Below are 18,081 nucleotides of genomic sequence, written 5' to 3' on the forward strand. Positions count from 1 at the left end.
AAGGGATGTCCGTCGACGACATCCACGCGTTCGCCGAAAGCAAGGGCTGGGGCGATCCGATTATCATTGATAGCTTCGCAGGCGGCGGCGGCGCGTCCACCGGTATCGAAATGGCGCTTGGCCGATCACCGGACTACGCGATCAACCACGACGCCGATGCGCTGGCGCTGCACGCGGCAAACCATCCCGACACGATCCACCTGTCGGAGAACGTCTACAGGATAGATCCGCTGGTTCACCTGCGCGGCAAGCACATAGGCCTCGCCTGGTTCTCTCCGGACTGCAAGCACTTCTCGAAGGCGAAGGGCGGAAAGCCGGTCGCGCGCAACATCCGCGATCTCTGCTGGATCATTCCCGGCTGGATCGAGCGCATCCAGAAGAGTGGCGGCAAAGTCGATATCGTCATCATGGAGAACGTCGAGGAGTTCAAGGACTACGGCCCTCTGATCCAGACCGATCGCGGCGAGATGCCGGACCCGGATCGCAAGGGCGAGACCTTCCAGAAGTGGTGCCGCACGTTGCGTCGCCTCGGCGCCAAGATCCAGATGCGCGAGCTGCGTGGCCGTGATTACGGCGCGCCGACGATCCGCAAGCGTCTCTTTATCATCATGCGCTTCGATGGACAGAAGATCGTCTGGCCAAAGCCGACGCATGGCGCGTCCGACGATCATGACGTGATTGCCGGCCGCAAGTTGCCTTGGCCGATCGTCGCCGACTGCATCGATTGGAGCATTCCATGCCCATCGATCTTCGATACGTCGGAGGAGATCTGGCAGAAGCACGGTGTTCGCGCTGTCCGGCCGTTGGCCCGCAACTCCCACGCTCGCATTGCGCGCGGAATGGATCGCTTCGTCATCCGGGCTAAGCGACCGTTCCTTGTGAGCCTCACGCACGGCGCGCGGATCGCACCGGTGTTGACCTATGCGCAACAGGGTGGCGCGAACCGCCCGATCCACGGGCAGGCGCGCACGATTACGGCCAGCGACAAGGATCAGAATTCCGTCATGTGTGCCTGGATGGCGCAGCATAACAACGATAACCGGCGCATCGGTGGGGTGAATCCCGGCCGGGCAGTCGACGAAGCTGCCTCGACGATCACGCAATCAGGCAGTCATCAGCAGGTGGTTTCTGCATACATCGCGCGGCAGTTCGGCACATCGACAGGGCACGGTGTCGATGTGCCGTCTGCGACGATCATGGCGGACGGTCAAGGCAAGAGCCAGCTGATTATGCCTTACCTGCAGTCCTACTATGGGACCGGCGAAGGTTCGCGCGAGGACGAGGCGATGCGCACGGCGACCGTAAAGGCGCGCCATGGTCATGTTGAGGCAATCATCGGCGTTCCGCCATTTACCGATGCTCAGGCGGCAAGGGCTCGCCAGGTCGCGGATTTCATGCGCGCTCACGGTCTCTGGGACGATCGCGAATTCGTCACCGTAGAGGTGGACGGCATGACCTTCGTCATCGTCGATATCGGCATGCGGATGCTGACGCCGCGCGAGCTTTACAACGCGCAGGGATTCCCGCCCGACTACAAGATAGACGGCCACTTCGACCAAGCGAGGATCGGCCATAACGGCGGGCCGAGGTGGGTGCCATTCTCGAAATCCGTGCAGGTCTCATGCGTTGGAAACAGCGTCTGTCCGCCTGTGGCGCGGGCACTCGTGGGCGCGAACTGCAATCACCTTGCGGTAACCGGAAGGAGGGTTGCGGCGTAATGGAATGGCAGCACGAGGTATACCGATCCGTCTACGTCTGCGGTGGCGTGAAGATCGGCGCGATTTATCCACCATGGCATGGCACCACGCAGTGGCGCTGGCGCGTCTGGATCGCAAGCAGCACGCATCCGCAGAATGGCAGGAGCGAGAGCAAAGAGCACGCCATGCGGCAGGTGGAAGGGCGCTTTAATGCGTTCCTGATGACGGCACGTCTGCGGCCGGAAGGCGGTGTGGCGTGAGTATCATGATCATGAGCCGCCTGTTCAAGATGAACCTTGGCGGCTGCAATCGAAAGCTGCTGGCGGTGCGCCTGGCTGACTTCGCCGATGACGAAGGACGCGGCATCTATCCCGGCATCAAGCGGCTTTCTGACGAGACGGAACTGTCGGAACGCACCATCCAGCGCCTCCTCGCGGAATTCGTGCAGGAAGGCATCCTCGTCGTTGTTCGCGAGGCTACGGGACGACCAGGCGTTACCACCGCCTACGACTTCGATCTTGCAAAGCTCTTCACCTACAAGGCCGGTTCGACGGGTGACGGCGTGTCACCCGTCACCGACGACAGAGGGGTGACAAATGAGCAGGAGACGGGTGACACCGGCGACGTAGACGGGTGTCAGGGTGTCACCCGAACCGTAATAGAACCACCATTAGAACCATCATCCGAGAGAGAGGGCGCGCGAGCTGGTTCGGGAGAAGGTCAATCGGCGGTCATCGAGGATCGTCGCAAGGTCGATCGCGATTTCAAGCTATGGTATCGCCACTGGCCAACGTCGCTCAGCGACAGCGAGCCTGCAGCCCGGAAGGCGTGGGATGCGCTCAGCGCCGATGAGCGTGCATCCTGCATCCAGCGCACGCCAGCGTTCATCAACGCGGTGAAGGCGATCAAGGGCAAGTTCACGTTCTCCAGCGTCTACCTGTCGTCAAAAGCATGGGAAAAGCTCGACGATCCGAAATCCGAAGTGGCGTTGCCGGCGGTCCATAATCCGTTCAGCCGAGCTTGGATGGCCGGGTTGCTGGCGGAGCTGCTGAAGGCACCGAGCCAGAATATGCCGGTTCCCACGACGTTCCAGCAGCAGCAGCTAAGGGCTGGCGGCGATGCTGCCGAGGCGGTGCGCCGGGATCGCCTGCAGAAATACGGCTGGCCTCGTGTGAACACGATGTTCACGCAGGCTTACGACCGCAAGGGCGTCACGGTGCGCCCCGATCTCGCCGCCCTCTCGGAGGCGTTTGGGCGAGTCGACACGGCTCTTCTGCAGCGTTGGCAAGCTGCCTTCGAGCGTCGTGGGTGGCCCTGGCTACCGAACACCGGTCACGAGTGGTTCTTCTTCCCGGCTGGTGAGCCGGAGCAGGCGATAACTGACTTCAACGACGCAATTGCAAGGGAACGGGGCAATGACGATGCAGCGTAAGATCACCGGAAAGAAGATCAGCTACCGCCCCATGATCGAGGCAGAGTTGTCTCCGGATGAGAAAGAGCGCGCCTACTGGCGATCGACCCGAGCAGATCGAGTCGCGCGAATCATATCGGCACGTCTGCATGCCGCATCGAGAATCATCATCAAAAGGAAGCCAAAAATGGCAAAGTGGTACTGCCTGCGTGTTGAAAGCGGCCGGGAAGAGGCTGTGGAAAAATATCTGCAGGATGCAAATGTTGAAGCGTTTATGCCGTCGGAAAAGATCATTCGCGTTCACAAGGGGCAGAAATCCGAGGTCACGCGCCCCTTCTTTCCATCCTATATGCTGGTGAGGATCGTTCCCTCCGGAGAAGCTTTTCACGGCTTGAAGAGTGTCAAGCATGTGATCGATATCGTCGGGAATGATAAAGGCTACCATGTGGTCCGCGACCAACATGTTGAGGTTTTGAAAGCACTTAAGTCTGAAGCTGATATCCCTCGCGTTGCGACGGACAAGACCATGCAGGAGGGCGATAGAGCAGAGATTATCTTTGGACCGTTCGCTGGTTTTGATTGCACTCTTCTGGCGGTCAAGTGGTGCCTGAAGGCCAGAGCAAGAGTACTGATCAATACGGACGGGCGATCCTTCGAGATCGACAGCATGCCCCTTGCGTTTCTCAAGAAGCTGTGAGAGTCATTCTGTCACTGGACGAGCCAGATCAGCGGACCCTCCGATCCCCGGCACCTTGATGTCGGGCAGAGCAGGCCAAGAGCCTCAGGGAACACCGCTACCGGCCCCAGCCTTGATTGCCTCACTGTCGAGGCGCTGATTCAGGGCAAGTGCTACCGCTATGAGATGAGGCGACCGATTGGTCGCCTTTTTGCTTCTAGGGTTATGATGTCGACGAGGAGAGCGAAATGTTTGATCGGCTGATCAAGGCGGCAGTTGATGTCGCCACTATTCCTGTCTCCGTTGCGGTAGACGTAGTAACCCTCGGCGGTGCGCTTATAGACAGGCCAGAGCCATATACAGTTTCAAAGGCGAAGAGGCTGGTAAAAGACGCGGGAGAAGTCGTTAAGGCCCTGGCCGAATGACTGCAGAACTTCGTTTCGACGCGAACGAAATTCTCAACCTGTCACGTGCAATCCGGGCATTGCCGGAAGGCATCAAGACGAAGGCCATGGCGAGCGCCATGCGGCGCATGCGGGAGATGGCTCGCAGCCGCATCGTTAAGCGATCGGCAGAGCACACGAGACTTCCACAAGGCGTCGTTCGAAAGGCGACAACGGCGCGGTTCAATGCCGGTGGCAATACGCAGGACGTCATCGTCAAATCCGGTTGGGTGCCGCTCTACAAGCTCGGAGCTACCCAAACCTCGCGCGGTGTCAGAGTTCGAGCGCGAGGCTCATATGCTGGCGCCTTCCTCGCTGAAATGGACAGCGGGCATAGAGCAGTGGCGATGAGGGTTTCGGACAGGCGCTTGCCGATACGTGAGCTGTTCGGCCCGAACCCTGCACATGCCATCACAAACAATCCAGACGTCTACCTCGACGTATTGGTTGAGATCATACAGGAGCACCTTGCTCCTCGCGTGCTGCACGAGATCGATCGTCTGCTCCCTCGGTAAGGACCGGTCGCGCGGGTCGGCCCTTCGAACCACCCCCCCCGACCCCACCCCCTCACGGGTCCTCCCTCGGGCCTGCCCCTTAGCGGGCCGGGACGACCCCGAAATTTCGCTAGTCACGCAGGTCAAAAAACTGACCTGACAACCCTGACTCGGCCTGACAAGACCTGACGAACCATGACCGATCTCTTCGAACCAATGGCAGCGACAGCGTCGGGAAGCGATGGCGTCTGGCTGACGATCGCCGAGCTGGCGAAGCGCAAAGGCATCAGCCGTCAGTCTGCGTCAGAGCGGATCAATCGGCTTGAGCAAGATGGCCTGATCGCAACCCGCCATGTCGGACGATCCAGAATGGTCGAACTGGCGACCTTTGATCGCGTCGTTGGCCAGACCGGAAATGCATTTCGCGAGCAAGGGGTGCAGACGAAGCGGGAAACGACTGAGCCGCAATCATCTGCCTCGGCGCCGCCCGTCAGTGCCGCGCTGCGCGATGCCCAGACAGAGCGCGCGCAGTATGAGTCGAAGCTGAAGGCGCTCGACTATGCCGAACGGACCGGTGCCTTAGTGCCGATCAAGGGGGAGCATGGTGTCGAGACGGCTTTGGTGAAAGCCACGGAGGCAATCCTCCGCGAGATGAATGCGCCTCTCAACTGGGTCAACGAGATCCTTGAGACGGTGCGCGAGGGTGAGCCTGCGTTGCGTCGGCTTCTGCGCCGGAAGATCCATGAGCAGCGCGAAGCGATCGCCGCCAGGCTGACCGCCGTTGCCGGTGAGGCAGCGGAAGGGGAGCGGTCGGGCGTGCAGGTGGATCTCGACTTCGGGGGCGAGGAATGAAGGTCACGATGAAGCGGTCGGCGGTTGCAATCGTCGCCGGCATCCTCGCGAGCGGTATCGTGCCTCCGCCTCAGTTGTCGGCAGCAGAGTGGGCACGGAAGAACCTGGTCGTTCCAGATGGGCCACGGGCTGGTGAATTGTGGGACGACAGTCTAACGCCCTACATCGCCGAACCGTTGGAAATGTGCGCGACCGAAAGCGGCGTCAACGAGATTGCTGTTCGCAAATCGGCACAGACTGGCTTCACCACGTTGATGATCGCCGCGATAGGTCATCTGATCGCGACAGATCCATGCCGCGCCATGATCGTCCAGCCGACGTCTGGCGCGCTGAAGGAATTCAACGCTGAAAAGCTTGATGTCGCTATTACCGGTTCTGCGGCGCTCAACAAGCTCGTCAAGGAGCAGGCATCCCGTTCTGGGGATGGTTCGACTGCTGTTCGAAAGAAGTTTCGGGGCGGCTCCCTAAAGCTTGCGATAGCCAGCTCGGCCGCCGACCTGCGTTCCTCGACGATCAAGAAAGCCTTTCTTGACGAGATCGACGAATACCCTGACGATCTTGACGGACAGGGCGACCCGTTCGGGATGGTCGAAGCACGTCAGGAATCCTTCCTGATGTCAGGTGAGTGGCTGCGGGTCTACGTCTCGACGCCGACCATAAAGGGCGGATCGAAGATCGACGGCTACTTTGAGGGCGGCGATCAGCGTTACTGGTATATGCCGTGCCCTGGCTGCGGCGAGAAATTCAAGTTCGTCTTCGACCGGAAGTACTTCCGCTTTAATGACGAGTTTCCGCATGAGCCCCACTACGCGACGCCCTGCTGCGGCGCGATTGTCGAGGCTTACGAAAAGGTCTCGCTCATGAAAAGGGGAGGGTGGGTTCCGGAGGCTTCGCGACCAGGCGCTTATCCTTCCTATCATTTTGATGCCCTGACATCGCCGTTCGTGCCGTGGGAGAAGATCGCTGCTCGTTTCGTTGAGGCGAACCAAGATCCGCTGAAGCTGAAGACCTTCAACAATCTCACACTCGGGCTTTCGTTCGATATGAAGGGCGACGCACCCGACCATGTTCGTTTGATGGAGCGGCGTGAGGAGGACGTAGTTCGTGGCCGTATTCCGGCGATGGGCCTCGTCTTCGTAGGCACTGCTGACGTGCAGCTCAACGGCATCTACTATCTGTTCAAGGCCTACGGCCCCGATAGGCAATCATGGCGCGTTGATGCTGGGTTCATCGAGGGTGCGACCGACGATCCGCATGCTGGCGCGTTCCTCAAGCTTGAGGAGCTGCGCACGAAGCAATGGCCAGACGCCTACGGCCGGCGCCGTGCCGTCGATCTGTTTGGCATCGACTCCGGCTATCGCAGCCACGTTGTGTACACATGGGTTCGCGGCAAGGCCGCCACCTTTGCGCTTAAGGGTCTCGATGGTTGGTCGAGGCCACCAATTGGCCAGCCGTCATCTGTCGATATCGACTTCAATGGCCAGCGCATTCGCAATGGCGCGATGGTGTGGGGTGTCGGCACATGGTCGCTGAAGGGCGGCTTCTACGCCAACCTTCACAAGCAGGGGATTGCTGCCGGTCAGCCGGCTGACCCGCCTGGTTACTGTCACTTCGGAAGCTGGATGGACGAGGTCTATTTCCGCCAGATAACCTCGGAATATCTGGGGACGGAAAAGATCAAGGGGCGAACCCGCCGGATCTGGATGCCACGAGCAGGCGAGCAGAACCATTTCCTTGACTGCGAGATCTATGGCGATGCCCTTGGCGACTATCTGGGCATCTCCCGCATGACGCCTGACGAATGGCGTGAACTCGCAAGTATGAGGGGGCTCCCGGATGGCGTAGTAGATGCGGACATGTTCGCACCCGCACCGCTGCTGGCTGCAAAGCATGTGGCGATCCAGCAAGAGCACGTGCAGATATCTGAAGCAGTCGATCGCCGCACACCTCCGCCAGAGACTGAGGGCGGTTGGTACAACTCCAATGACTCCTTCTGGGATCGGTAAATATGGCGTGGACGCAAACAGATCTGGACACCATCAACGCCGCTATCGCGACGGGCGCCAAGCGCGTTCGGTTCCAGACACACGAAGTCGAATATCAGAGCCTGAAGGACATGCTGACAGCGCGCGATCTCATCAAGGCAGAGGTCTTGGGGGCCGACGATCGCGGCGGTGCGATCTTTGTTGAGTATGGGGGCGGCTACTGATGAACGTCCTCGACAAGGTCATATCGTTTTTCGATCCGGTTTCGGGTGTTAATCGTGCTGCGGCTCGTCAGCTGCTGCGATCGTCTGAAAAGCGCGAATACGCGGCTGCTCAGTTCGGTCGGCGCAACAAGGCGTGGCGCGGTCGCGGCACGTCAGCAACGACCGAGGTGGCAGGTGCACTCACTACATTGCGCGATCGCGCTCGCGACTTCGTACGCAACGGATGGGCCGGACAGCGAATCCTCGATGTTCTGACGTCTCATGTTATCGGCACGGGAATAATGACTGTCCCTAATACCGGGAACGATCGTGCCGACAATCGCTATCGACTCCTTCGAGAGGAGTGGGAGGAGCGTTCGGATATCGAGGGCGTCCTTGATTATGGTGGTCAGCAGTCGCTCGTTTTGAGGTCCATGGCCGAAGGCGGTGACAGCGTCTTGCGGATGTTGCCAATCAGTCTCGCGGATGCAGGCTCCAGCATTCCATTGCGACTTCAGGGACTCGAAGGCGACCTTATCGATACGTCGCGGGATAGCCTGCTTGGCCGGGAAAGCAATGTCCGGTTAGGTGTCCAGATTGGCGATTGGAACTTGCGAGAAGGCCTCTACCTCCACTCAACGCATCCCGGAGACGGGGGAGTCCCGTTCGGAAGTGAAGGATCGAAGCTCGTAGCGTGGAATGACCTTTGCCACCTGTATCGCCCTCTGCGCCTCGGCCAGCTGCGCGGTATTTCTTGGTTCGCACCCATCCTTCTGAACGCGAAAGAAATTCAGGATCTGATGGAGGCCGCCATCGTTCAGCAGCGAACGCAGGCGAGCTTTGCTGGCTTTCTCAGGCGCGCTGCAGGTGCAAGCAATCCGCTGGTACCGAAGAGGGAAGAGGATGGAACGAAGGTCACTCGCATCGAGCCAGGCCAGATACAGGATATTGGCGAGTCCGAAATCACATTTGCCAATCCCTCCTCACAGTCAGTCTTTGGCGAAGCCTATAAAGCAGGACTGTGGGCAATGGCTGCGGGCGCAGGCATTTCGTATGACCAGCTGACCGGCGACCTTACTCAAGCGAACTACTCCTCGCTGCGGGCGGGAAAGATCGAGTTTCGGCGACTAGTCGAGCAAATCCAGTGGCAGATCTTCGTTCCGATGGTTTGTCGAAAGGTTGATCGACGCTTCGCCGAGTACGCTCTCATGTCTGGCAAGCTGCCTTCCCGCAAGGAAGGCTACCGAGTCGACCATGTGATGCCGGCAGTTGAACCGATCGATCCGAAGAAGGATCTGGAAGCTGACATTCTTGCCGTGCGTGCGGGGCGCATGTCGCCACAGACTTTCATCTCGGCCTGGGGTCATGACTGGCGAAAGGTCGTCAGCGACTTCGACGCCTTCTTCAAGTTCGCGGATGCGAACAACGTACCTCTAGATATCGACCCAAGGCGGCCGGCGAACGGCGCCAGAACCAACGCCGCACCAACGGCGGAAGGAGCGCAGAGTGACTAACATCATCCGCCTGCCGCAGCTCAGCCGCAATGCCGAGGTGAGGGCCGCATCGTTCAACGAGGCTGATAACACGATCGATGTTGTGTGGACGACGGGTGCTGCGGTTCGCCGTGTCAACTGGATCGATGGCGAGTTCGACGAAGAGCTTGTCGTCTCGCCGTCGGCCATCCGCCTCGATCGTCTTAATGCTGGCGCGCCGTTTCTCGACACGCATGGCACATGGAGCCTTGCCGATGTCATCGGCTCGGTAGTGAAGGGTTCTGCCCGAATCGAGGGTGGCGTTGGCGTCGCCAAGATCCGGCTTTCCACCGCAGCCGACGCGATCGACCGCGTGGCGAAAATCAAGGAAGGCAGCGTCACCAACATCTCGGTCGGCTACCGCATCCATGCGGTCGAAAAGACCGAGCGCGAAGGCCGCATCCCGGTGCATCGGGTGATCGATTGGGAGCCGTGGGAAATCTCCGCCGTTCCAATCCCTGCCGATCCCGGGGCGCAGATCCGGAGCGGCAAGGATGAAGGCGCGCTCTTCGCCTGCCGTGTAGATCCCGATCTTTCGACAGCAAACAGAATTCGCCGCATGCGCATGGAGATGCAGATGCGGCAACAGCAATTGGCAGGCTAGCGCAGGCTACCGCCATAAACCGCCTCGGCGGTCGCCCATCTGACGCCTTTGGGCAAGGCCCTTTCAAGGAAAATATCCATGAAGATGAAAACCGTACTGGCGGTAGCCTGCACGCTCGCTACCGCATTTGTGATGAGCTTCGGGCTCGTCTCCGAAGCCTTTGCAGCAATGCCACACGCTCCCGTCCATCTGGCCGCGTCGTTGGTCGACGCGGTTCGGGAATTTGGCCCGCACCTGGCGATCCCGCTCGTTGTCATGCGAGCCAATCTCGCCGATCTGCAGAAGCGCGCGACGGACAAGATCGCGGAGCTGAAGGACGATACGGCGCCCGATGCTGCCCGAACTATTCAGGCGGATCACAAGAAACTGCTCGACGAAATCGATGCGCTGCAAGGCGATATCCGCAAGGCCGAGCAGGACGAAGCTGTAACGCCTCCTGCCAATCCGACCGCCAACGTGGATGGTGCTCGCGCAGCTGACATCTACGACATCGGAACGCGTGCCGGAATGACCAATGAGGCCATCCAAGCTGCCCTCCGCAATGGCACTGCTGTTGACGCCTTCCGCGCACAGGCCTTCGACCACATGACCGCGCAGTCTGCCCGCACACCGACCAGCGGCGTTCACGTTATTCGGGACGAAGCCGAGACCCGTCGTTCCGGTTTGACGACGGCCCTGGCATTCCGTCTTGGCGGCATTGATCAGCCGACCGGCGACCAGGCTGCGCAGGCCCGTGGCTTCATGGACAACCATGACGTCGTCGAATTTGCAGCTGCGGCCATGGGCTATCGCGGTATGCTTCGCACCGTACGCGAGCGGGAAGAAATGCTGGAGCGCGCATTCCACGCGACCAGCGATTTCCCGGCAATCTTCTCCAGCGCCATCAACACGCTCCTTGAGCGTCGCTATGCGCTGGCACAGCCGACCTATCGCCGCATCTCCCGTCGGCGCGACTTCGTCGACTTCCGTCCGCACTACGCCGTATCAGTCGGTGAATTCCCGATGCTCGAAAAGATGACCGAGTCGGGCGAGATCAAGTTCGGCACGTTTGGCGAAGGCAAGGAAACGATTGCCGTCCTGCCATATGCGAAGGGCATTCGGGTTAGCCGTCAGATGATGGTCAATGACCGCCTGAACGCGATCGGCGAACTGCTCGGCGGATATGGACGGACCGTGGCGCGGTTCGAGGAAATCACCTTCTATGCGATGATGCTTTCCGCGAATACGAAGCTGTCCGACGGGCAGGTCGTGTTCCATGCAAGCCATAACAACCTGGCAGCTTCCGGTTCGGCGATCACCGTCGCTAGCATCGGCGTCGGCAAGGCCGCCATGCGCAAGCAGAAGAACCTCGACGGCGCGACGATGAATGTCCAGCCTTCTATCCTGCTGGTCTCCCCAGACAAGGAAACCGAGGCGCTTCAGTACCTGTCGCCGATCAATGCCAACGACTCCATCAAGGTCAACCCGCATGTCGGCACGCTTGAGCCAGTCGTCGCGGCCGAACTGAGCGGAAACGCCTGGTATCTGTTCGCCAGCCCAGACGAAGCCGCCGTCTACCAGTGGGGTCTCCTGGATGGCTATAGCGCGCCCCGCATTCGCTTCGACGAACCGTTCGGTACTCAGGGACAGGCTATGACTGTCGAGCACGACTTCGGTGTTGGCGCGATCGAATTCCGAGGCGCTTACAAGGATCCGGGCGCTTGAGGCCGGATCAAACCTAAGCTTCTCCTTCATCGCCTCATCGAGGCATCCCTGAAATCAAGAGGATTCAGACATGAAGAACTTCGTCCAGCCGGGGAAGTCTATCGACGTCGCCGCGCCCGCCGGTGGCGTTATTTCCGGCAACATCGTCATCATCGGTTCGTTGATCGGCGTTGCTGCAGCCACAGCAGCTCAAGGCGAATCGGTGGCACTCTCCACCGAGGGCGTCTTTGATCTGGCGAAGGTTTCGGCCCTCGCCATCTCAGTTGGCGACAAGGTGTATTGGGACGCTGCTGCAAAGAACGTCAACAAGACGGCCTCCGGCAATACGCTCGTCGGCATTGCCGTCGCGGATGCAGCAAACCCGTCTGCAACCGTAAAGATCAAGCTCGGCGCGACCACGGTCTAAGCCGATGTCCAACATCTTCGAGCGGCTGGCGAAGGTCAGCCGCTCCACGGTCGAGCGCGTCCACGGAAAAGACGTGACGATCTTTCCCACTGCGGCGAAAGATCCGAACGCCTCCCGGCGCCTCTCGACCTCCGAGGCTTCCTATCTCTCGTCCGCCTGTTTCTATGAAAACACGCTGATCGAGAACGATGCCAAGGCACAGCCCTTGACCGGCATGGGAAGGCTCGCCAACCGAGCGCTACAGATACAGGCGTCCATTCGCCTGATTGAAGGTGCGCCGTTAAAACCCGGCTTTTTCCTCCGACGAGAGGAGGATGGAGCGATCTTTTCAATAACTCGGTTTGACCCTGATGGGCTTGGGACGGTTCTTGCCGTTCTTGCGACCGAGCAAAATTTGCCCGAGGCGTGACGTGCTGGCAGCGGAAGCTCTGAGACTTGCAGCGATCGAGATCCTGCGACCGACAGCAGCGGTCGAAGCGGGCACGGGGTTCCCAACCCTTGCTGGCCTCAACGTTCTCGATAGCCGGGAGACGGCGGTCGAGGACATCGATCGCAGCAAGCCATACACGCCGATCCTCGCCCTGCACACGACAGAGGCCGGTGTAGCGCTTCGCGGGCCGCTGTCTTCAGCGAATGACGTGAGCGCGGACACTGTCCTCGATGTCGTCGCGGAGCTGGCCGTTGTCGAGCAGGATGGTCAAGGCGAGTTTGCCTTTGCGGCTGCGACAACAGACCCAGAGGCGCGGCTCGTACTTGCCGCACTCTGTGCGCAGGTTCGTTATCTCCTCGAACGCAGCCAGTCGGGCGGCATGTGGCGCTACCTCGTGCAGCGGATCGTCAATATCGAATACCAATCGTTTGCGGCCCCCGAAATCGGTGTGCGCATCCAGCGAACGACGATGCGCTTTCACTGTGAGATCCGCGATGACGATTTCGAGGTTGTCGGTTTGCCGGAACCTCTGGCGACCATCTATGCGAAGCTGCCGGCTCAATCCTATGCGAAGGCGAAGCTTGCGGCGCTCGCCAGTCATTTTTCCCCTGACGTGCTTCCGTCGCTGGATCGCGTCACCATAGACACCGGTCCCAATTTCCCCGGTGCTCAAGTCAATTTCCCCTGATCCATCGGAGGGCGTGATGACCACTCTCTACAAGCCACGCGAGGCGGGCTTGCGCATTCCCATGCCTGGCCGCCAGGGCGACTGGCCGGCCGATGGACACCCCGTCAATTTCGCCAATCCTTACGAAGCGCGGCTCGTGAGAGATGGCGATCTAGTCCAAGTCAAAACCAAACCCGCGCCGAAGAATCCGGCCGGCGAAACCGGAGGCTCGAAATAAATGGCATCCAACATTCCTGCCAACCTGACGGCGCCGCTCTTCACCTTCGACGTGCAGAGCGGCGGTAACTTCGAAGCCGAAAACCGGCTGATCCTGCTGGGTCACGGTCTCGCTGCCGGCTTGCTCGCCGCGGACGGCATCGCGCTTTGCAATACCAAGGAAGATGCGCGCCGGCTTGCAGGTGTCGGGTCGATGCTCGAATCGATGTTCATCGCCACGCGCCGCAATGCGCCGGCGCAGGAGATCTGGATCGGGCGTGTCGCTGATACCGGCACTGCCGAAATTCGCACCATCACCGTTGGCGCTGTTCCAGCAGCTGGCGGCCAGGGTGTTCTGCAGATTGCCGGTGAAAGCATTTCGGTAGAGATCCCGGCCGGGGCGACCGCAAACGCTGTTGCTGCCTCGCTCTCCGCTGCGATCAACGCTTACTACAACCGTTTCACCGGTCGCTCCCTGCCGTTCACCGCTACGGTCACCACGAATGTGGTCACCATCACGGCCCGGCACAAAGGTACCTATGCGACTGGACTTGATATCTTTGTTCCGGTGCTCGACAGCGCGAATGCCTTTACCGGCCTCTTCACTTTCGCGACGACGACGCCAGGTGCCGGCACGCCTTCGCTCGCCAACGTGCTTGCCGCGATGAACGACGATGCGTTCGAAGTCATTGTCTCGGCTTTCGGGGACGCGACGAACCTCGCATTGCTCGACGCCTTCCTTGGCCCGGTCTCCGGTCGCTGGTCTTATGCTCAGCAGCTCTACGGGCACGCGTTCTATCCAAAGACAGATACCACTGCGAACCTTGCCACCTTCGCACTTGCTCGTGACACCTGGCATCTCACCATGGTTCCCGAGTTGGCAGGGGGCGGGAACGGTACGCCTGAATACCAGTGGGTTGCCGCGTTCGTTGGGCGCATCGCACCTTGGCTCGGCGGTGGCGCCAATGGCGACGTGTCGCGCAATCAGTCCGGCTTGGTCGTTCTGGATGTGCTTGCGCCTCGCGACCGCAATTACTGGATGGACTATGGCACGCGCGATAGCATGTTGAAGAGCGGCGTCTCGACCTGGTCAGTCAACCGCAATGGCGAGGTGATGATCGACAAGATTATCACGCACCAGCAGACCACAAATGGCGCACCGGACACGACGTTCCGTGACATTCAGGCTGTCTATCAGGTAACTTATGCCCTGAAGAAGTTCCGCGCTGATCTCGCCTACGAGCATTCGAACAAGGCATTGGCGCAGGACAATCCATCGAACCTCGACGCCATCACGACGCCGAAGGATATTCGCGCGACGCTGTTCCACTCCTACCAGTCGATGCCGGGCGTTCTCAAGAACTCAACCTCGGTACTTCCCTATATCGTCGTTTCGATCGACCAGGACAATCCGAACCGGGTCAATGCGCAGTTGCCGATGGACCGGGTCAACGCGCTCGACATCTTCGCGGGCCTCGCGAACGTCTACAGCCAGTTCACGACCTCGGCAGCGACGGCGTCACTCTGACGCCGTCTTCTCCTTCGCATCTTTCCTCAACACGTCCTTTTAGGAGGCATTCCCCATGGGTCAGAATTTCGGCGGGCGCATTACGATGCGTCTTTCCACCGGCGAGACGTTCGCACTTCGCGGCGCTCTCAACTTGAATACGGCCGGCCAGACCAACGAAGCCGTTACGAACCAGGATGGCTCGGTCGACCGAGTTGGAACGGTCAAGGATCGTCGTGCCGAGATCTCCTTCGCTGACAAGGGCATCGATTACGACGCGCTTATGAAGGCAGATCGCTTTAACGTGACCCTCATCGAGGAGTTCACCGGTGTCACGCACTATCTGACTGATTCCTTCGTGGTCGGCGATCCGCAGCAGAATCGCGTCAACGGTGAGGTTACCGGTCTGTCGGTCTCGGCCGAGAAATATAACCGGAGCAACGCCTGATGGCCGAGCGGGTTACAGTGCAGCTGTCGAAGACATACACGGTCCACGACAAGCAATTCGCCTCGATCGTCATTCGTGAGCCTCGCTACGCTGAGATCTTCATGGAGGGGCGAGGCAAGCCGCGGGAGTGGCAGCCGAGCCCGCATGGGCCGGTGCTTGTCAGCTATCCCGGCGTGGTCGACTCCTATTTGCAGAAGTTGATCGTCGAGCCTGGCTACGATTGCATCGGCGAGCTTTCAACCGTCGACGCGCTGACACTGGAAAAGGCGGTTCTCGATTTTTTTCCAGTCTAGGCGACGTCGATCAGGTCGCCGACGTTTTTGTCTTTCGTCTCGGCTGGTCGGCCGAGCGCATTGAAACAATGACGCCGAGCCAGTTGTTCTACTGGGCGCGGCGCCTCCTGGACTTCAAGGGAAGGAACAAGGCGTGACGCGTACTGTCGAAGCGCAGCTGCGGATCTCGGCCGTCGATAAGACCGGGCAGGTGTTCAAGTCTGTCGCCGGCAAGATGGGTGAGATCAATCGCCGAGCGGACGCACTCAATCGCCAGCAAGGTGCGCTCGCCAAGGGGTCGCAGGCAGCCTACGGGGCGATATTGCGATATGCCGCTCCGGCGGCGCTTGCCTACGGGGCGAAGCGAGCCGTCACGGATTTTGCAGCTGTTGAACGGCAGATGACGCGCATTGGCATCACGGCCAATGCCAGTGTTGCGGAAACCAATGCTGCCTTCACGCGGCTGCAGGATATTTCCAAGCAGGTTTCCTTGCCGGTCGACGATGCAATCACAGCCCTCGATACGCTGGTCGCCTCGGGCCTTGACCTGAAAGAAGCGATGGATTTCCTGCCGTCCGTCCTGAAGACGGCTCAGGCGTCGGGTGCGGCGACAGAGGATATTGCCAATACCGCCATCAAGGCGGCGTCTGCGCTGAAGCTCCAAACCGGGCAGATGCAGCATGCCTTCGACATCATGGTGGCGGGTGGCAAGGCCGGTCAGTTCGAATTGAAGGACATGGCGACCTATATCCCGGATCTCGCCAACTCGTTTTCATCTCTCGGCTACACGGGGGAGGATGGTCTCAAGAAGCTGGTCGCCCTCCTGCAGACGATCCGCGAAGACACGGGCTCCGCCTCGTCGGCTGCAACCTATGCGCAGAACGTTTTTGGCAAGATCTACTCGCAGGACACCGCGACGAAGTTCTCGAAGATGGGGGTCGATCTTCGGAAGGAACTCGATGCGGCGCGCAAGAACGGTGAGGATACGGTCGCGGCCTTCGTCCGGATCTCGAAGGAAGCAATCAACGGTGATCTGAGCAAGCTGCCATTGCTCTTCACCGATGAACAGTTCCGCCTCGGCATGCAGTCGTTGATGACCAGTGCCGACAGCTACGAGAAATTTCTCAAGACGGTGAACGACTCGGAGGTCGACGGAACTGTGTTTCGTGACCTGGCTCGCGTCACCGGCGATACCCAGTCGAGCATCGACAAGCTGTCGAGCAGCTGGGACAAACTGATGAACAGCATCGGCAAGGGTGTCTCCAGACCTGCCGTGCCAGTCATGGACGCCGTGTCCAAGGACGTGGACTACGGCGATGCCATTCGCTCGTCTCTTCAGCAGCAAGGGAAGGGATATTGGGCAATCGAAACGTGGATGGCCCGTAACCTGCCATTCGGATCGTTTTCTCAAAGCCGAGAAGCAGACAAACAGGCCCTTGCCGGCGGCTATGCTGACCCAGAGTTCATTCATCGGATGACGCAAGGGCCGAACGTGCCGCAGGGGCCACAGCTACCCGAGTTCCCGGGCGGAGATCGGAACATTGATCCTCGCAATCTGCCAGCGACTGGACCGGTGCCTGGTACGCGCCCTACAGCTTCGAAGCCAGCGCCGCCGTCATTGACGGAGATCTACGGGCAGTATGCGCAGAGCCGCATTGCCGGAGAGCAGGCAATCGCCAGCAACGCCAAGGCCGCGGGCATGCCAATCGGCGCATCCGGCCTCACGTCGACGCTATCGGAATTCTTCCGTATGCCGTCGAAGGACGAGCTTCGGGACGCGCTGAAGATCGACGCAACCGGTCTGAAAGAATCCGGCGACGAGGCTGCACAGAAGGTGGCGGACGGTGGCCGCGAGGCCGGTGCTTCCATCAAGGAATCGGCGGCATCGCTGACGCAAGCTGGCAACAGCGTCAGTTCGGCGATCCTGTCGGCAGTCGATCAACTGAAGGCGGCGGCATCAGCCTTCAATCGGGCGAGCAGCGTCCGTGTGCCTGTCAATGCAGACACCGGCCGCTCAATGCCTTCTCAGGCTGGCGCGCCTGGCGGCGGCGGTGGCGGCTATTAAGGAGACGAGATGCGCGATTGGGCAAAGACGTTACGGCGGGCGAGCTATCGCGGCGTCGAGTTCTGGGTCGATTACGAGGATCTGTCCCGTGGCAAGCGCCTGGCCTTGCACGAATACGCTGGCGGGCAGCAGCCGGTCGTCGAAGAGCTTGGTCTTGCCGCGTCTGCCTATGGGGTGACGATCTATCTTGTCAGCGATCTCGCGGACGTGCAGGCGAAAACGCTAGAGGCGGCTATGCTCGCCGCTGGCCCCGGATATCTAATCCTGCCGATCGATGGCGGATTGCTTGCGACGGCACAAGACTTCCGGCGTTCGCGGCGGAAGGATCAACATGGGTACATCGGGTTTGATGTGACATTCATCCCGGTCCTCGATGCCAGCGGCATCATCCTGTCGATTGGCGACGTTGCAGCCACGGTCGCCAGTTCTTTCACGGCAGCTGCTGCGCAGTTTGCGAAATTCTTCTAAT

21 protein-coding genes are annotated in these 18,081 nt (G+C 59.9%); all 21 read left to right on the top strand.

What is annotated here, in order from left to right; translation table 11 throughout:
- Positions 1 to 5: 5 nt before the first annotated feature.
- On the top strand, positions 6 to 1,718 hold the full coding sequence (locus AS026_RS33060) for a DNA cytosine methyltransferase (protein ID WP_100248220.1): 1,713 nt from the start codon (positions 6 to 8) through the stop codon (positions 1,716 to 1,718).
- Positions 1,718 to 1,957 (top strand): hypothetical protein, encoded by a 240-nt coding sequence (locus tag AS026_RS33065; protein WP_062374740.1) that lies wholly within the window; start codon positions 1,718 to 1,720, stop codon positions 1,955 to 1,957. Before AS026_RS33060 ends, AS026_RS33065 begins: the two co-directional genes overlap by 1 nt.
- Before the next feature lie 5 nt (positions 1,958 to 1,962).
- Complete coding sequence (locus AS026_RS33070) at positions 1,963 to 3,129, top strand: helix-turn-helix domain-containing protein (protein ID WP_062374741.1); 1,167 nt, start codon at positions 1,963 to 1,965, stop codon at positions 3,127 to 3,129.
- A complete protein-coding gene (nusG, locus tag AS026_RS33075) occupies positions 3,113 to 3,805 on the top strand; it encodes a transcription termination/antitermination protein NusG (RefSeq protein ID WP_245307708.1) in 693 nt (230 codons plus the stop codon). Before AS026_RS33070 ends, nusG begins: the two co-directional genes overlap by 17 nt.
- A 227-nt stretch (positions 3,806 to 4,032) precedes the next feature.
- Positions 4,033 to 4,209, top strand: a complete 177-nt coding sequence (locus tag AS026_RS42145) for a hypothetical protein (protein WP_160330132.1) — start codon at positions 4,033 to 4,035, stop codon at positions 4,207 to 4,209.
- On the top strand, positions 4,206 to 4,742 hold the full coding sequence (locus AS026_RS33080; RefSeq protein ID WP_062374743.1) for a phage tail protein: 537 nt from the start codon (positions 4,206 to 4,208) through the stop codon (positions 4,740 to 4,742). Before AS026_RS42145 ends, AS026_RS33080 begins: the two co-directional genes overlap by 4 nt.
- Positions 4,743 to 4,916: 174 nt before the next feature.
- Positions 4,917 to 5,573: a winged helix-turn-helix domain-containing protein gene (locus AS026_RS33085; RefSeq protein ID WP_062374745.1), complete on the top strand. Its 657-nt coding sequence runs from the start codon at positions 4,917 to 4,919 to the stop codon at positions 5,571 to 5,573.
- Complete coding sequence (locus tag AS026_RS33090) at positions 5,570 to 7,579, top strand: phage terminase large subunit family protein (RefSeq protein WP_062374748.1); 2,010 nt, start codon at positions 5,570 to 5,572, stop codon at positions 7,577 to 7,579. The genes AS026_RS33085 and AS026_RS33090 overlap by 4 nt, the downstream gene beginning before the upstream one ends.
- A gap of 2 nt (positions 7,580 to 7,581) precedes the next feature.
- A complete protein-coding gene (locus AS026_RS33095; RefSeq protein WP_062374750.1) occupies positions 7,582 to 7,782 on the top strand; it encodes a phage head-tail joining protein in 201 nt (66 codons plus the stop codon).
- Positions 7,782 to 9,275: a phage portal protein gene (locus AS026_RS33100; protein ID WP_062374752.1), complete on the top strand. Its 1,494-nt coding sequence runs from the start codon at positions 7,782 to 7,784 to the stop codon at positions 9,273 to 9,275. The genes AS026_RS33095 and AS026_RS33100 overlap by 1 nt, the downstream gene beginning before the upstream one ends.
- Positions 9,268 to 9,897, top strand: coding sequence for an HK97 family phage prohead protease (locus AS026_RS33105; RefSeq protein ID WP_062374755.1), 630 nt, complete (start codon positions 9,268 to 9,270; stop codon positions 9,895 to 9,897). Before AS026_RS33100 ends, AS026_RS33105 begins: the two co-directional genes overlap by 8 nt.
- Positions 9,898 to 9,975: 78 nt before the next feature.
- Positions 9,976 to 11,601 (top strand): phage major capsid protein, encoded by a 1,626-nt coding sequence (locus AS026_RS33110; protein ID WP_062374757.1) that lies wholly within the window; start codon positions 9,976 to 9,978, stop codon positions 11,599 to 11,601.
- A 70-nt stretch (positions 11,602 to 11,671) separates the two neighbouring features.
- Positions 11,672 to 12,007, top strand: a complete 336-nt coding sequence (locus tag AS026_RS33115; protein ID WP_062374760.1) for a DUF2190 family protein — start codon at positions 11,672 to 11,674, stop codon at positions 12,005 to 12,007.
- A gap of 4 nt (positions 12,008 to 12,011) precedes the next feature.
- Complete coding sequence (locus tag AS026_RS33120; protein WP_062374762.1) at positions 12,012 to 12,416, top strand: hypothetical protein; 405 nt, start codon at positions 12,012 to 12,014, stop codon at positions 12,414 to 12,416.
- Between the two features lies 1 nt (position 12,417).
- Positions 12,418 to 13,125: a hypothetical protein gene (locus AS026_RS33125; RefSeq protein WP_062374764.1), complete on the top strand. Its 708-nt coding sequence runs from the start codon at positions 12,418 to 12,420 to the stop codon at positions 13,123 to 13,125.
- Between the two features lie 16 nt (positions 13,126 to 13,141).
- Entirely contained in the window at positions 13,142 to 13,342 is a 201-nt protein-coding gene (locus AS026_RS33130; RefSeq protein WP_062374767.1) for a hypothetical protein, read from the top strand.
- The gene (locus AS026_RS33135; RefSeq protein ID WP_062374769.1) at positions 13,343 to 14,848 is read left to right on the top strand and encodes a hypothetical protein; all 1,506 of its coding nucleotides are present in this window, start codon (positions 13,343 to 13,345) and stop codon (positions 14,846 to 14,848) included.
- Between the two features lie 55 nt (positions 14,849 to 14,903).
- Entirely contained in the window at positions 14,904 to 15,275 is a 372-nt protein-coding gene (locus tag AS026_RS33140; protein ID WP_062374772.1) for a phage tail tube protein, read from the top strand.
- Positions 15,275 to 15,568: a hypothetical protein gene (locus AS026_RS33145; protein WP_062374775.1), complete on the top strand. Its 294-nt coding sequence runs from the start codon at positions 15,275 to 15,277 to the stop codon at positions 15,566 to 15,568. The genes AS026_RS33140 and AS026_RS33145 overlap by 1 nt, the downstream gene beginning before the upstream one ends.
- 133 nt (positions 15,569 to 15,701) lie before the next feature.
- Positions 15,702 to 17,612 carry a phage tail tape measure protein gene (locus tag AS026_RS33150; protein WP_062374777.1) on the top strand — a complete coding sequence of 637 codons (1,911 nt, stop codon included), beginning with the start codon at positions 15,702 to 15,704 and terminating at the stop codon, positions 17,610 to 17,612.
- Between the two features lie 9 nt (positions 17,613 to 17,621).
- Positions 17,622 to 18,080 carry a DNA circularization N-terminal domain-containing protein gene (locus tag AS026_RS33155; RefSeq protein ID WP_062374780.1) on the top strand — a complete coding sequence of 153 codons (459 nt, stop codon included), beginning with the start codon at positions 17,622 to 17,624 and terminating at the stop codon, positions 18,078 to 18,080.
- The last annotated feature ends 1 nt before the right edge of the window (position 18,081 follow it).

Origin of the sequence: Rhizobium altiplani, from assembly GCF_001542405.1 — a bacterium.
GTDB classification, from domain to species: domain Bacteria; phylum Pseudomonadota; class Alphaproteobacteria; order Rhizobiales; family Rhizobiaceae; genus Rhizobium; species Rhizobium altiplani.

What these genes read in the sequence shown, in the direction of transcription:
- AS026_RS33060 (WP_100248220.1), top strand. Translation starts at nt 6, where the DNA reads ATGTCCGTCGACGACATCCACGCGTTCGCCGAAAGCAAGGGCTGGGGC.
- AS026_RS33065 (WP_062374740.1), top strand. Translation starts at nt 1,718, where the DNA reads ATGGAATGGCAGCACGAGGTATACCGATCCGTCTACGTCTGCGGTGGC.
- AS026_RS33070 (WP_062374741.1), top strand. Translation starts at nt 1,963, where the DNA reads ATGATCATGAGCCGCCTGTTCAAGATGAACCTTGGCGGCTGCAATCGA.
- nusG (WP_245307708.1), top strand. Translation starts at nt 3,113, where the DNA reads ATGACGATGCAGCGTAAGATCACCGGAAAGAAGATCAGCTACCGCCCC.
- AS026_RS42145 (WP_160330132.1), top strand. Translation starts at nt 4,033, where the DNA reads ATGTTTGATCGGCTGATCAAGGCGGCAGTTGATGTCGCCACTATTCCT.
- AS026_RS33080 (WP_062374743.1), top strand. Translation starts at nt 4,206, where the DNA reads ATGACTGCAGAACTTCGTTTCGACGCGAACGAAATTCTCAACCTGTCA.
- AS026_RS33085 (WP_062374745.1), top strand. Translation starts at nt 4,917, where the DNA reads ATGACCGATCTCTTCGAACCAATGGCAGCGACAGCGTCGGGAAGCGAT.
- AS026_RS33090 (WP_062374748.1), top strand. Translation starts at nt 5,570, where the DNA reads ATGAAGGTCACGATGAAGCGGTCGGCGGTTGCAATCGTCGCCGGCATC.
- AS026_RS33095 (WP_062374750.1), top strand. Translation starts at nt 7,582, where the DNA reads ATGGCGTGGACGCAAACAGATCTGGACACCATCAACGCCGCTATCGCG.
- AS026_RS33100 (WP_062374752.1), top strand. Translation starts at nt 7,782, where the DNA reads ATGAACGTCCTCGACAAGGTCATATCGTTTTTCGATCCGGTTTCGGGT.
- AS026_RS33110 (WP_062374757.1), top strand. Translation starts at nt 9,976, where the DNA reads ATGAAGATGAAAACCGTACTGGCGGTAGCCTGCACGCTCGCTACCGCA.
- AS026_RS33115 (WP_062374760.1), top strand. Translation starts at nt 11,672, where the DNA reads ATGAAGAACTTCGTCCAGCCGGGGAAGTCTATCGACGTCGCCGCGCCC.
- AS026_RS33120 (WP_062374762.1), top strand. Translation starts at nt 12,012, where the DNA reads ATGTCCAACATCTTCGAGCGGCTGGCGAAGGTCAGCCGCTCCACGGTC.
- AS026_RS33130 (WP_062374767.1), top strand. Translation starts at nt 13,142, where the DNA reads ATGACCACTCTCTACAAGCCACGCGAGGCGGGCTTGCGCATTCCCATG.
- AS026_RS33135 (WP_062374769.1), top strand. Translation starts at nt 13,343, where the DNA reads ATGGCATCCAACATTCCTGCCAACCTGACGGCGCCGCTCTTCACCTTC.
- AS026_RS33140 (WP_062374772.1), top strand. Translation starts at nt 14,904, where the DNA reads ATGGGTCAGAATTTCGGCGGGCGCATTACGATGCGTCTTTCCACCGGC.
- AS026_RS33145 (WP_062374775.1), top strand. Translation starts at nt 15,275, where the DNA reads ATGGCCGAGCGGGTTACAGTGCAGCTGTCGAAGACATACACGGTCCAC.
- AS026_RS33155 (WP_062374780.1), top strand. Translation starts at nt 17,622, where the DNA reads ATGCGCGATTGGGCAAAGACGTTACGGCGGGCGAGCTATCGCGGCGTC.